Below are 12,512 nucleotides of genomic sequence, written 5' to 3'. Positions count from 1 at the left end.
GGCCAGCTCGCGTTAGCGGACGGCGTAGGTGGGCGATTGGCACAAACGCCCATCACGTCGTCATCCACGGGCGGAGCAAGGAGCGAAGCGACGCGCGTAGACCCGAGGATCCATTCCGTGACTTCCGAGCGTTGCCACGGTTCAGAATTCTGCTCCGCTGCATTCTACGGTCAAGGTAACGGAATGGGTCTGCGCTCCGCTTCGCGTCGCTCCGCCCGTGGATGACGAAGTCGCGAAGCCTCGGCCAAGGGCCGAGAAAACGATGAAATACCTGCTGTCAACCGGCCAAGTCGCTCTTATGGGGCTACTAGCGCTTACCCTCTCGCGGCTATAATCGTAAGTCGATGATCAACATCCTGCGCGCGCCCGATACCCAGCAAAGCCAGCGGTTGCGGCTCAACACGCTGATCCGTCTGCGCTGGCTGGCCATCGTCGGCCAGAGCCTGACCGTGCTTGTCGTCGCCTATGGCCTGAAATTCCCGCTGCCGGTATCGATGTGCTTTGCGCTGATTGCCTGCTCGGCCTGGATGAACCTGTGGCTCACCTTCCGCTATCCGGCGGCGCATCGCCTGACCCCGCTTTCGGCCTTCGCGATCCTCACCTTCGACGGCGTCCAGCTCACCGGCCTGCTCTACATGACCGGCGGCCTCACCAATCCGTTTTGCGTGCTGCTTTCCGTGCCGGTCGTCATCTCGGCCGCTTCGCTGCCGCTGCGCATGACCGCGGTGCTGGGCGCGCTGATCATGATAGCCGCCACGCTGCTGGTGTTTTTCCACCTGCCGCTGCCCTGGTACGAGCACGCGCCTCTGCCGATGCCGTTCATCTATGTCGCCGGCATGTGGATGGCCGTCTTCGCCTCGATCGCCTTCACCGCCATCTATGCCTTCCGCGTGGCGGCGGAAGCGCGCCTGCTCGCCAACGCGCTGGCCGCCACCGAGCTCGTGCTGCAGCGCGAGCAGCATCTGTCGGCGCTGGACGGGCTGGCGGCTGCGGCCGCGCACGAGCTCGGCACGCCCTTGGCCACCATCACCGTCGTCGCCAAGGAGATGGAAAAGGCGCTCGGCAAGGACCCGAAATACGGCGAGGACGTGAAGCTCCTGCGCTCGCAGAGCGAGCGCTGCCGCGAAATCCTGAAGCGGCTGACCAGCCTTTCCTCGGAAGGCGAAGCGCACCTGTCGCGCATGCCGCTCACCTCGCTGGTCGAGGAGGTGACGGCGCCGCATCGCGACTTCGGCATCTCGATCCGGCTGCGGCCCGGCGAGCGCATCGGCCCCGAGCCGGTCGGCCAGCGCAGCCCCGGCGTCATCTATGGGCTCGGCAACCTGGTCGAGAATGCCGTCGATTTCGCCCGCAAGTCGGTCACTGTCAGCTGGAGCTGGGACAATGAGAAGGTCATCTTCTCGATCACCGATGACGGGCCGGGCTTTCCGGCCGAGATCATCGACCGCATCGGCGAGCCCTATGTGTCGACGCGCCAGGGCACCGAGGCTGGTGGCGGCCTGGGACTGGGGCTGTTTATCGCCAAGACCTTGCTGGAACGGTCGGGCGCCACCATCGATTTCCGCAATTCGAGCGGGCTGGGCGAAGGCGCGGTGGTGCAGATCGCCTGGCCGCGCGGCGTCTTCCTCAACCAGGACCAGGCCTCGGCCACAATGTTCGACAATGCCTAAACCTTGGTTGGATAGCGTAAACCTTGCATTTACCGCATGGCAGCTCTGTTGCCGGCTCTAAAAATTGGACATTGCTCTTGCAGGACTGTATCTGCGTGAAAGTGAGGCATGTCGCCCAAAACTGTGCAGCGATTTCAGGAAGTCGACATGCCCGGAAACAAGGATTTGAAGGGGCTTCGCCAGAATGGGTCTCGGCGCGGCGCGCTTTGGATCGGTAGGATGCCGATAAGATGAACGGAGACGAAACTACGGGCGCAATGGTCGAGGGCGAGGACACCTCCTTGCTCATCGTCGAGGACGACAAGCCGTTCCTCACCCGGCTTGCCCGGGCCATGGAGACCCGGGGTTTTGTGGTCGAGACGGCGGAGAGCGTGGAAGAGGCGGTCGCCAAGGCGCGCGCTCATCCGCCGGCCTATGCCGTGGTCGACATGCGCCTCGGCGACGGCAACGGCCTCGATGTCGTGGCAGTCATCCGCGAAAAGCGTAACGACGCCCGTGCTATCATCCTGACCGGCTACGGCAACATTGCCACGGCGGTGACGGCGGTGAAGCTCGGCGCCATCGACTACCTGTCAAAGCCCGCCGACGCCGACGACGTCTTCGCCGCGCTTACCCGCACCTCCGGCGAGCGCGCCGCGCCTCCGGAAAACCCGATGTCGGCCGACCGCGTGCGCTGGGAGCACATCCAGCGCGTCTACGAAATGTGCGACCGCAACGTCTCCGAGACGGCGCGACGGTTGAACATGCATCGCCGGACCTTGCAGCGGATACTGGCAAAGCGCGCGCCGCGGTGAACCAGCGTCGTCATCCTAGGGCGAAGCAGGAGCGAAGCTCCGTCGCGAAGACCCTAGGATCCATTCCGTGACCCCGGCCTCAGAACGCAGCGGAGCGGAATTCTGCACCGTCGCAACGCTCTGACGTCACGGAATGGATCCTCGGGTCTGCGCCGCGTCGCTTCGCTCCTTGCTTCGCCCGTGGATGACGAAGCGACGGGCGTTTCGGCCAACTTCCGAAGCAGGTGATCTGTCAATGTGGACTCGAACGCTTGCTTCGCCAGCCGGGCTGCGCATCATTAGGTTATAGGTTTCCGGTCGACAGGCCGGGTGACGGGACGGAGCGACCATGCAAGATAAGCGGCCGAAATCGATCCTGCGTGAGTTCCTCGACGGCGAGGCCGCCGGCGGCATCATCCTGATGATGGCCGCAGCCCTTGCCCTGATCGTCGCCAATTCGCCTTTGGCCGAAACTTATTTCGCCGTCCTGCACGCCTATCTCGGGCCGCTCAGCGTATCGCATTGGATCAATGACGGGCTGATGGCGGTGTTCTTCCTGCTGGTTGGGCTCGAGATCAAGCGCGAGATGCTGGACGGACAGCTTTCGACCTGGCCGCGCCGCGTGCTGCCCGGCATCGCCGCCGCCGGCGGCATGGCGGTGCCGGCGCTGGTCTATGTCTTGATCAACCGCGACAATGCGGCAGCGATCTCCGGCTGGGCGATCCCCACCGCCACCGACATCGCCTTCGCGCTCGGCGTGCTCTCGCTGCTGGGCAGCCGCGTGCCGGCCTCGCTGAAGGTCTTCCTCACCGCTTTGGCCATCATCGACGATCTCGGCGCCGTCATCATCATCGCGCTGTTCTACACCAGCGGCCTGTCACTCGCTTATCTGGCCGCCGCCTTCGCAGTCATCGCGCTGCTCGTCGTGCTCAACCGCATGCGGGCCATGAAGCTCTGGCCGTATCTCTTGCTTGGCGCATTGCTATGGGTGCTGGTGCTCAAGTCGGGCGTGCATGCGACGCTCGCCGGCGTGGCGCTGGCGCTCACCATCCCGCTGGAGCGGTCTCCCGGCATCGGCCATGATCTCGAGCATTCGCCGCTGCACCGGCTGGAACACGGCTTGCATGGGCTGGTGCCCTTCCTTGTCATCCCGATCTTCGGCTTCGCCAATGCCGGCGTCTCGCTCGGCGGCCTGAGCCTTGCAGCGCTTGTCGAGCCGCTGACGCTTGGCGTCGCCGCCGGCCTGGTGCTCGGCAAGCTGGTCGGCGTCTTCGGCTCCTCGGCCATGGCCATCCGGTTTGGCCTCGCCGACCTGCCGGCCAATGCCGGCTGGCTGCACATGCTGGGCATTTCGCTGCTTTGCGGCATCGGCTTCACCATGAGCCTGTTCATAGGCCTGCTTGCCTTCGCCGGCGACCCGGCGCTGCAGGACGCGGTGAAGGTCGGCATCCTCGCCGGCTCGCTGATTGCCGCCCTCTTGGGCGCCGCCATCCTGCTCATGGCGCCGGCGGCGAGTGGGGTGGACGAGGAGGTGGACTAGGTGGGGCCGCGACGCCCAGCCCGGCACTACTCGCTCTCGCTATCCAGCGCGGGCACCGCCACGCCGGCAAGCTCGGCCGCCAGCAGCCGCGCGGCGCCCGCACGGGCAATCCGCAGCATCAGCGCCTTGCGCGTCGCTGCCGCCATGCGGTGCTCGGGTGCATCGCGCAGGATCTCCGCGCCATAGCCGTCGGAGAGGATGAAGCCGCATTCCTCGGGGAAGATGTCCTGGGGAACGCCGGGATGCGTGGCGAAGAAGAAGCGGTCGGAATGCAGCCGGTAGTCCGGCCATTTGCGGTCGACCCTGAAATCCTCGATCGAAGATTTGATCTCGATGATCCAGATATCGCCCTGCCTGGTCAGCGCCACGAGATCGGCGCGCCGCCCGGTGGCCAAAGACAGCTCCGGCAGCATATGCGCGCCCATTTCGGTGAGCAGCCGCTGCACGCCGCGCCGCACCAGCATGGCGCGCTCCGACTGGCGGCCGTCGATCAACGGGTTAAGGGGAATCGGGGAAACGAGTGGCATGGGAGGCACCATGCCAGATTTTGTTCACGGTTTGAACCCCTATCAGGCCGGCGATTGTCGGGTCGATTCTGAGGCGATGCCCGCTACTGCGAGTCCCCCGCTCGAAATTCATCCGCCAGAAGCCTGGCCAGGTGATCGCGGCTCAGGCTCAATGCCTCTTTCAGGAACCACAGGAAGTTGCTCGGGCCGTCGGTCGGCAGGCCGTTTTCTTCGGCCTGCGTGATGACCGCGCGCTGGCGCTCGATCCGCTCTTCGATCTCGCGGATATGCTGCTCGACCCGTTCGATGTCCTCCTGGATAGTCATGCCGGCAATCTCATTGTGCGTGATCGTCAAAATAGCACCAAGCCAGGAATGGGTGGAGCGCAAAGCCAAGTAGATGCTTGAGCCGTGGTTCCGAGAAGATTAGCCTTGCTGGTCATGCCTCATGGCAGCAATCTCGCCATGAAAGGAATTCTCCCATGACCCGCGACCAGATGCTCGCCCACCTTAGGTCCGCCGATGCCGTCGCGCGCGAGGCGGCGGCGCATGGGCATCATCCGTTCGGCTGCGTGCTGGTCGGGCCGGACGATCGCATTTTGATGCGGCAGGGCAATCTCGACACGGTGCGCCATGCCGAGACCGAGTTGGCCCGCCGCGCCGCAGCGGCCTATGAGCCGGAGTTCCTCTGGCAATGCACGCTGGTCTCGACCTTCGAACCATGCGCGATGTGCGCCGGTACGATGTATTGGGCGAATATCGGGCGCCTGGTCTACGGGGTCGAGGAAACCAGCCTTCTGGCGCTCACCGACGATCACGCGGAGAACCCGACCATGAACCTTGCCTCGCGCACTGTGTTCGCCTCCGGCCAGAAAAAGATCGAGGTCTTCGGCCCCTTTCCCGAAATCGCGGACGAGATGCTCGCTCCGCACCGCGATTTCTGGAAGCGCTGAGGCAGTTTCTCAGAAGCCGGTGCTTCCCGCCTCGTTGAATCGGTAGACGAGCGAGAACGAAAGCGTCTGCACCGTTGGCTTGAACGCGATCGCGTTGTCCGGAACGCCGGTGGGAACGACATACATCTGCGCGTTTTTACGGCCGTAGTTGGCGAAACGGTATTCGGTTTTCATGGACCAACTGGGGGAGGAGATACCGGTGAAGTCGAGCGAGTTTTCGATGCCGGCGCCTACGAACCAGCCGTCGTAGTGTTGTCCGGCGACATTGATGGCGGGCGGCAGCGGAAGCGGGTTCAGGCCTGAACCGGTGAACTCGGCATGGCTGTAGCCGCCATTGACATAGATCAGCGCGTTTGGCGTTGCGAGCACGCCGAGACGAAGACCGGCAGCATAGTTCAGCCTGTTGCTCGTGGTGCCGTAATATTGCTCGAAGGGCGCCCTTATCGTGCCCCTGATGTCGCCGAACTGAACGTCGGCAAAGACGCCGGCCACCCAACTGGGAGCAAATTGCCAGTCGAAGCCGCCACCTACCGTGCCGAAGCCGCCGTTGCCCGAGGTGCCCTCGGATGGTCCGGGCGCGGGAAAGCCCCCGAAATCCGTGTACTGATCAGCGCTCCACCATCCGAACCCGCCGCCTGCCGAAAGATAGAACCCGCTCCAGTCCCGGGCCGGTTCTTGCGCCGCGGCGTTCATGTCGGCCGCCATTGCCGCCGGCGGCAACATGCTCACGATGACGATTCCGGCCGCGCACAAAAGTCTCATGCAAAAGTCCTCGAAGTTTGATCCTGGCCCGTGCAGCCATGGCTGATTTCGCGGCTACCGTCTTGGACCGACGGGCTCCGGCATTGGATGGGCGGGCTGGGTTTGAAAATCGATTCGCAATGTGGCGCCGCTGCAACGAGCGCCGACCCAAATGATCGCGGCTTGGACCGGGTGGCTCTGGAATTGGACTGGGCGGCCTGATTGCCTCTTTTTTTGCCGATCCGAGTCTGTGGCGGCCGTGCTAGGCTGAAGGCGGGGCAAACAGATTTCCGCCAATGCAGAAGATCGATTTTTCGTCGGACAGCCTGCCAGCGCATCTGAGCGACAAGGATCGCTTTCGCCTCTGGCGCGACATGTGGATGGAGCAGCTTGGCGATGCCGAGATCAGGCATGCCGAGGACAAGCGGTTCGCGACGGCGACCAAGATGCGCTTCCTCGGCGAGCTTCGCGTCGGCCTGTTCGAGACCACGACCGAGTACTATGTGCGCACCCGCCGGCATGTCGCCAACGACCGCGACGATATCTTCGTGGGATTTTACCGCAGCCCCAAGCCGCAGATATGGTCGGTTGCCGATTGCGACCTGTCGCTGCAGCGGGGCAACGGCATCGCCTACAACGTCGCCCAACCCTGCCAAAGTTTCACGAACGGCGTCACTTCCTGGATCTTGGCCTCCATCCCCCGCGCCTCGTTGCTGAGACAGGTGCCGCGTGCCGACGACCGCCCGGTAACGCGGCTCGACCCGGCAAACCCCGCCGTGCGGCATCTGGAACGCACGATCGATTTCCTGCTTCAATCCGACGAGGTTGACGCGGAGCCGGCGCTGTCGCGGCAGGCCGGGGCGGCGCTGGCCGATCTGATCGTGCTGGCGCTGGGGGCCAAGGGCGATGCCGCGGAAATCGCGACCGGCCGCGGGCTGCGCGCGGCGCGGCTGCGCGAGGCGGTGGCGGTGATCGAAGCACGCTTCGCCGACCCGGCGCTGTCGACGGAGATGGTCGCTCGCGCCGTCGGGCTTTCGCGTCGATATCTCAACACGCTTCTGCTCGAGAGTGGCAGCACCTTTGCCGAGCGCGTGCTGGAGCTTCGGCTGCGCAAGGCATGCGCCATGCTGTCGGACATCCGCAACGACGCGACCAAGGTAAGCGACATCGCGCTCGCCGCGGGGTTCAACGACGTGTCCTACTTCAACCGGCGGTTCCGGGCCCGCTTCGGCGCTTCGCCCACGCAATATCGCGGCGGGTAGTTTCTGTCAGGCGGATACCTGGTCCGCCGCGCCCGCCATGTCGTCCAGGATTGGGCAGTCCGGGCGGTCGTCGCCGTGGCAGGCGTGGATCAGCTTCTGAAGCGTCGAGCGCATCGACTGCAATTCGCGTACCTTTTCCTCGATCGCCCTGACATGGGCGGCGGCGATCTCGCGCACATCGTGGCTGGCGCGGTCGCGATCCTGATAGAGCGCCATAAGCTGCCTGCAATCGTCGATTGAGAAGCCGAGATTGCGCGCACGGCGCAGGAAGGCGAGCCGGTGGATATCGTCGCCGGAATAATCGCGATAGCCATTCTCGGCCCGCGCCGGGCGGATCAGTCCGATCTCCTCATAGTAGCGGATGGTCTTGGCCGGCAAGCCGGAACGCTCGGCGGCATCACCGACATTCATGGCGCTCTCCTCGCATCGCAGGCGGCTCTCCGAGTCGCCCCATTGATTTTGCTTCACAATCCTGTAAGGCCTGTTGCGAAAATGCCGCAGTCGGGCACTTACCGGCGCGTAAGGTCCTGCATATAAGCAGTGCGCGCTTGGCAAGCAAAAGAAATGCCAGCATGAATGGTGGCAACAAAGCGGCCGACTCGTGCCGCTGGTATAGAGGCGGGGCGTCGGACCTTTTCATGCGCTTGAAGTCATTTGCAATCCTCGCCGCTCTTGCGCTGTCGACCGCGATCAGCGGGTGCAGCACCATCGGTGGGCAAATGTTCACCAACAACTATGGCGCGATGACCGATGCCGGCTATCAACTGCCGCGCATCCCGATCGAGAAGGTCCCCGCCAGGTACCACCGCCAGGAAGTGCGGTACGACTCGTCGGAAAGGCCGGGCACGATCATCGTCGATACGCAGAACAAGTTCCTCTATTTCATCGAGGGCGACGGCATGGCGATGCGCTACGGCATCGGCGTCGGCCGGGAGGGTTTTGAATGGCACGGCACGGCCCATATCGCGCTGAAGCGCGAATGGCCGACCTGGACGCCGCCCTCGCAGATGATCAAGCGCCAGCCCGAGCTCGCCAAATTCGCCAGCGGCATGGAGCCGGGCCTGAAGAACCCGCTCGGCGCGCGCGCCATGTATCTCTTCAACAAGGGCGGCGACATGGGCTACCGCCTGCATGGCAGCCCCGAATGGTTCTCGATCGGCAAGGCGATGTCGTCGGGCTGCATCCGGCTGATGAACCAGGACATTATCGATCTTTACGACCGCACGTCGGTCGGCGCCAAGGTCATCGTGATGTGATCACGAAGGCCGAGGCCAAAAGCTTTCGCAAGCGGACCGTCTAGGCAACAACAAGACGTCCAAAAACAGAAAACCGGGCTGTTGGGGCCCGGTTTTTTGTTTTTGCGTCTTGGATCGGAATTTGCTTCGCCGCACGAAGCGGTCGGCGAAGTGGGTTCTCAGGCGACCTGCTCGACCTGCTGGACTTCCGGAACAAAGTGGCGAAGCAGGTTCTGGATGCCGTGCTTCAGCGTTGCCGTCGATGACGGGCAGCCGGCGCAGGCGCCCTTCATGTGCAGGAACACGGTGCCATTCTCGAAGCCGCGGAAGGTGATGTCGCCGCCGTCCTGGGCAACGGCCGGGCGCACGCGCGTGTCGAGCAATTCCTTGATGGTCAGCACCAGCTCTTCGTCGGCCTTGTCATAGAACTCGCCGGTCTCGCCGGCCTGGCTCGCCGGAGCGGTCGCGGCCATGACCGGCGCACCGGACATGAAATGCTCCATGATGGCGCCGAGGATCGCCGGCTTCAGGTGCTGCCAGTCCGGACCGTCCTTGGTCACAGTGATGAAATCATAGCCGAAGAAGACGCCGGTGACGCCCGGGATCTCGAACAGGCGGCCAGCCAGCGGCGAGGCCTCCGCCGCGGCTTCGGCGTTGCGGAAATCGGCTGTGCCTTCGCGCAGCACTTCCTTGCCCGGCAGGAATTTCAGCGTCGCCGGGTTCGGCGTCGATTCGGTCTGGATGAACATGGGTATCTCCAGGCCCTTCCCGGGCCGATAGTTTGGAATAGTTCTAAATAGGCTCTATCGGCTGGACATTCAAGCGAAACGCGTCGCCCGAACGGCTGGCTGGCGGAATGTTTTGCCATGGCGGGGCATCCGAACCGTGGCAGTCCTCATCCTCCAACTTCGACGGTCAGTTGTCCACTCGTCTGCAATATATCGACCTCGGCGCCTGTTTTCGTTCGCCTGAATTCGAGATCGGCGCTGCCCTTGCCGACGCGCAGTCCGCGAAGTTCGACATGGTTCACGAAACCGGGCAGTCGCGGCCGCACGATCCGCAGCTTGTTCGCGAAGGCGTCGGGTTCCAGGCCGAGGCACACCGTCAGCATGAAGGGCACGGCGCCGGCCGCCCAAGCCTGAGGGTGACAAGCCACCGGATAGTGCACCGGCACCTGGAAATCGGCGCGTGGAAAGCCTGCCATCGCTTCAGGCAGCCTGTGATGGCGAAAATGCATCGCCGCCTCGGCGACCGCCGTGAAGATCCGCAGCGCCGCGTCGTCCTCGCCATATTGCCTGCAGCCGGCGGCCACGAGCGCATTGTCATGTGGCCAGACTGTTCCCAGATGATAACCGACGGGATTGTAGCGCCGCTCCGAGGCGGCAAGCGTACGCACCCCCCAGCCATTGAACACGTCGTCCCGCATCAGCCGCGCGATCGACCGGCGAGCCTTGTCGCGGTCCGCGATACCGCACCACAGCGCCTGGCCGGGGTTTGACGAAACGACCGCGGCTTGCCGGCCTCTCGCTTCAAGCGCGAGCGCGAAGATGCTCTTCTCCTCACACCAGAAATCGTGATTGAAGCGTCTTCGAAGCCCATCGGCCTCCTGGCGAAGCTGTTTGGCGCGACCCGGTTCGCCATCGCGCTCATAGAGGTCGGCGATGGCCTGTTTGGCTGCAAAGACATAGCCCTGCGCCTCGACAAGCGCGATCGGCGGCTTGGCGAGGTCGCCGTCGGCCCTGACGATGGCATCGCCCGAATCCTTCCATCCCTGGTTGACGAGCCCCTCGGCGGACATGCTCCGATACTTCAGATAGCCCTTGCCGTGATCGTCTCCGGCCTTGGCGATCCAGTCCAATGCCTTTTCCACCGGCGCCTGCAATTCGCGGAACAGGTCGAGATCGCCGGTCCAGGCGGCGTGGCGGCCGAGAAGCAGCAGGAAGAGCGGGGTGGCGTCCACCGTGCAGTAGAACCTGGCATGAGGGACATCGCCGGCGCGCGCGAGTTCGCCGACCCGCAACTCGTGCAGGATCTTGCCGGGCTGTTCCTCCCGCCACCGGTCCGTCCGGCTTCCCTGATAGCTGGCCAGGAGGCGCAGCGTCTGCGCGGCGATCTCAGGCTGAAAGGCGAGCATCTCCAATGCGACGATCAGGCTGTCGCGGCCGAACAGGGCAGCGAACCAGGGCACGCCGGCGGCAAAATATTCACGGCTTCCCAACTCCGAGCGCAGCATCGCCACATCGCGCAGCGATCTGTCCATGATGCTGTTGAGCAGAAAGCTGTCGCTGTCGAGCTTCGTATGCCGCTCCAGCCATTCTTCGGAGTTTGTCCGGAGTTTGCCGGCAAGGCTGTCGAGCGTGGCCGCCGGGCGCTGGTTCAGTCGGTCCGCCGCGGCGTCCTCCGGCTGTTCCTTCAACTCGATCGTGACCGCGATCGTTCGCGTGGCTCCCGCCGGCACGTCGATCTGGAATTCGGCCGTCGTCTTGTATGACGCATCGGGTCGGGGCGAGAACGCAATCGTCGCCATCCTGCGGAGCCGGTCGGCGCCGTGATAGACGAAATGCAGCCTGCCGTCCCGCCAGGCGGGACGCTCGGCCCTGCCGAGACTTTGATGCACCAGCCCACGCACGTTGAAGATGTCCTCGAAGCTGGCGCCGAATTGCAAGGTCAGCGGAAAGTCGTGCGCCTCGTGTCCCAGGTTCTGGACGGTCACGGTTTCCCTCACGCATGTCTGGTCGGCATCCAGGATGCGTTCCCAGCGAATGCCGAGCTCGTCCTTGGGGATCAACCGGCCCTGCTTGGAATGAAGGTCTGGGTTGGTCAGTTCAAAAAGTGCCGCGTAACCCTTCTGCGCGGTCGAGGCCAAGACGACCGGCGCCAGACCTGCCAAGGTCATCTGATAGCCCCCGACGAACCGGCAATCGTGAAAATAGAGCCCGAAACCGTGCCCGTCCTTCACAGGGATCTGCGCGTCGGAGGCGATGACGTAATAGATGTCGAGGTTCTTGACGGTAATCGCGCCGGCGATGCTGTCGACCATCGCCGGATGGCCCTTGGCCAGCACGCGCTGCTTGCGCTCCTGTTGCGCATGAGGCGCCTGCCGGGCTTTCTCCTGGGCTCGTGCCGGCGCCGAGCGCGGCTGCGCCGACGCCCCGCCATCCTTGCTCTTCGCCCTCGATCTTCCGCTTCGGGCTGCCTTCTGCGTTGGCTTGTCCACAGGCTCTCCATTGGAATGTCGCATATGACGATTCCAAATGGCGCGCCGCAAATGCCGGCCAAGGGTAGCATTGTTCTTGGATTGGCTTGGGTCGCCGCGAATTCAGGCAAGCCCGGCTCCGGCCGGAAGGCCCCTGCAAGTCAGGCCAGGCTGTCGATCTCTTCGTCGGACAGGTTCTGCGGCACCACCGTGACGGGGATCGGGAAGGCGGCTCCCCGGCCGGCGACCGCGCTGACCAGCGGCCCTGGGCCTTCCTTGCCGGCGCCGGCGGCCAGCACCAGGATGGCGATGTCCTGGTCTTCCTCGATCAGCTTGTGGATTTCTTCCGGCGGCTTGCCTTCACGCACCACCAGCTCCGGTTCGATCCCCGCATGCTGGCGCACTTTGTTGGCGTAGCCGTCGAGCGCCGCGCGCGCCGTCGCCGTGGCTTCCTCGCGCATGATCTTTTCCACGCCCAGCCAGTGCTGGAAGTCGTCCGGCTCGATGACGTAGAGCAGCACCAGCACGCCGCCGGTGCTTTGCGCCCGTTTCGAGGCATAGGCGACGGCGCGCTCGCATTCGGGCGTGTCGTCGATGATCGCCAGGAACTTGCGGCGATGGCCGGCTTCGCGGCTGA

The 12,512-nt window shown here is 64.2% G+C and carries 13 protein-coding genes; 6 read left to right on the top strand and 7 right to left on the bottom strand.

Annotated features, from left to right (window positions below):
• Window positions 1-344: 344 nt before the first annotated feature.
• The 3 genes from FJ980_RS26940 (at window position 345) to nhaA (ending at window position 3,983) form a co-directional block, all read left to right on the top strand.
• Window positions 345-1,670: an ActS/PrrB/RegB family redox-sensitive histidine kinase gene (locus tag FJ980_RS26940; RefSeq protein WP_140546717.1), complete on the top strand. Its 1,326-nt coding sequence runs from the start codon at window positions 345-347 to the stop codon at window positions 1,668-1,670.
• Window positions 1,671-1,900: 230 nt separating this feature from the next.
• A complete protein-coding gene (locus FJ980_RS26935; protein WP_140546716.1) occupies window positions 1,901-2,464 on the top strand; it encodes an ActR/PrrA/RegA family redox response regulator transcription factor in 564 nt (187 codons plus the stop codon).
• Window positions 2,465-2,792: 328 nt separating this feature from the next.
• Window positions 2,793-3,983 carry a Na+/H+ antiporter NhaA gene (gene nhaA / locus FJ980_RS26930; protein WP_140546715.1) on the top strand — a complete coding sequence of 397 codons (1,191 nt, stop codon included), beginning with the start codon at window positions 2,793-2,795 and terminating at the stop codon, window positions 3,981-3,983.
• A 26-nt stretch (window positions 3,984-4,009) separates the two neighbouring features.
• Here the strand turns inward: nhaA and FJ980_RS26925 are convergent, their stop codons facing one another.
• Complete coding sequence (locus tag FJ980_RS26925; RefSeq protein ID WP_181181313.1) at window positions 4,010-4,510, bottom strand: MmcB family DNA repair protein; 501 nt, start codon at window positions 4,508-4,510, stop codon at window positions 4,010-4,012.
• Window positions 4,511-4,593: 83 nt separating this feature from the next.
• The gene (locus FJ980_RS26920; RefSeq protein ID WP_140546713.1) at window positions 4,594-4,845 is read right to left on the bottom strand and encodes a hypothetical protein; all 252 of its coding nucleotides are present in this window, start codon (window positions 4,843-4,845) and stop codon (window positions 4,594-4,596) included.
• 125 nt (window positions 4,846-4,970) lie between these two features.
• Between FJ980_RS26920 and FJ980_RS26915 the strand changes: the two genes are divergently transcribed.
• Window positions 4,971-5,441, top strand: a complete 471-nt coding sequence (locus tag FJ980_RS26915; RefSeq protein WP_140546712.1) for a nucleoside deaminase — start codon at window positions 4,971-4,973, stop codon at window positions 5,439-5,441.
• A 9-nt stretch (window positions 5,442-5,450) separates the two neighbouring features.
• Here the strand turns inward: FJ980_RS26915 and FJ980_RS26910 are convergent, their stop codons facing one another.
• The gene (locus FJ980_RS26910) at window positions 5,451-6,164 is read right to left on the bottom strand and encodes an outer membrane beta-barrel protein (protein WP_246676567.1); all 714 of its coding nucleotides are present in this window, start codon (window positions 6,162-6,164) and stop codon (window positions 5,451-5,453) included.
• Window positions 6,165-6,478: 314 nt separating this feature from the next.
• On the opposite strand from FJ980_RS26910, the gene FJ980_RS26905 reads away from it, so the two are divergent.
• Window positions 6,479-7,444 (top strand): helix-turn-helix domain-containing protein, encoded by a 966-nt coding sequence (locus FJ980_RS26905; protein ID WP_140546710.1) that lies wholly within the window; start codon window positions 6,479-6,481, stop codon window positions 7,442-7,444.
• 6 nt (window positions 7,445-7,450) lie between these two features.
• Here the strand turns inward: FJ980_RS26905 and cueR are convergent, their stop codons facing one another.
• On the bottom strand, window positions 7,451-7,855 hold the full coding sequence (cueR, locus tag FJ980_RS26900; protein ID WP_140546709.1) for a Cu(I)-responsive transcriptional regulator: 405 nt from the start codon (window positions 7,853-7,855) through the stop codon (window positions 7,451-7,453).
• Between the two features lie 227 nt (window positions 7,856-8,082).
• Between cueR and FJ980_RS26895 the strand changes: the two genes are divergently transcribed.
• A complete protein-coding gene (locus tag FJ980_RS26895; protein ID WP_140546708.1) occupies window positions 8,083-8,700 on the top strand; it encodes a L,D-transpeptidase in 618 nt (205 codons plus the stop codon).
• A 158-nt stretch (window positions 8,701-8,858) separates the two neighbouring features.
• On the opposite strand, the gene FJ980_RS26890 is transcribed toward FJ980_RS26895, so the two are convergent.
• From FJ980_RS26890 to FJ980_RS26880, 3 genes are all read right to left on the bottom strand, one after another.
• Window positions 8,859-9,428 carry a NifU family protein gene (locus FJ980_RS26890; RefSeq protein WP_140546707.1) on the bottom strand — a complete coding sequence of 190 codons (570 nt, stop codon included), beginning with the start codon at window positions 9,426-9,428 and terminating at the stop codon, window positions 8,859-8,861.
• A 146-nt stretch (window positions 9,429-9,574) separates the two neighbouring features.
• Entirely contained in the window at window positions 9,575-11,896 is a 2,322-nt protein-coding gene (locus tag FJ980_RS26885) for an amylo-alpha-1,6-glucosidase (RefSeq protein ID WP_181181312.1), read from the bottom strand.
• Between the two features lie 140 nt (window positions 11,897-12,036).
• Window positions 12,037-12,512 (bottom strand): universal stress protein (locus tag FJ980_RS26880; RefSeq protein ID WP_140546705.1); only part of this gene is annotated, 476 nt, incomplete at its 5' end.

Source organism: Mesorhizobium sp. B1-1-5 (genome assembly GCF_006443065.1).
Lineage (GTDB): Bacteria > Pseudomonadota > Alphaproteobacteria > Rhizobiales > Rhizobiaceae > Mesorhizobium.
Note: the sequence above shows the minus strand (reverse complement) of the source record. Positions and strands in the feature narration are given on the sequence as shown.

Excerpts from the sequence above, each read along its gene's own strand:
- FJ980_RS26940 (WP_140546717.1), top strand. The coding sequence starts at position 345 with ATGATCAACATCCTGCGCGCGCCCGATACCCAGCAAAGCCAGCGGTTG.
- FJ980_RS26935 (WP_140546716.1), top strand. The coding sequence starts at position 1,901 with ATGAACGGAGACGAAACTACGGGCGCAATGGTCGAGGGCGAGGACACC.
- nhaA (WP_140546715.1), top strand. The coding sequence starts at position 2,793 with ATGCAAGATAAGCGGCCGAAATCGATCCTGCGTGAGTTCCTCGACGGC.
- FJ980_RS26925 (WP_181181313.1), bottom strand. The coding sequence starts at position 4,510 with ATGCCACTCGTTTCCCCGATTCCCCTTAACCCGTTGATCGACGGCCGC.
- FJ980_RS26915 (WP_140546712.1), top strand. The coding sequence starts at position 4,971 with ATGACCCGCGACCAGATGCTCGCCCACCTTAGGTCCGCCGATGCCGTC.
- FJ980_RS26910 (WP_246676567.1), bottom strand. The coding sequence starts at position 6,164 with ATGTTGCCGCCGGCGGCAATGGCGGCCGACATGAACGCCGCGGCGCAA.
- FJ980_RS26905 (WP_140546710.1), top strand. The coding sequence starts at position 6,479 with ATGCAGAAGATCGATTTTTCGTCGGACAGCCTGCCAGCGCATCTGAGC.
- cueR (WP_140546709.1), bottom strand. The coding sequence starts at position 7,855 with ATGAATGTCGGTGATGCCGCCGAGCGTTCCGGCTTGCCGGCCAAGACC.
- FJ980_RS26895 (WP_140546708.1), top strand. The coding sequence starts at position 8,083 with ATGCGCTTGAAGTCATTTGCAATCCTCGCCGCTCTTGCGCTGTCGACC.
- FJ980_RS26890 (WP_140546707.1), bottom strand. The coding sequence starts at position 9,428 with ATGTTCATCCAGACCGAATCGACGCCGAACCCGGCGACGCTGAAATTC.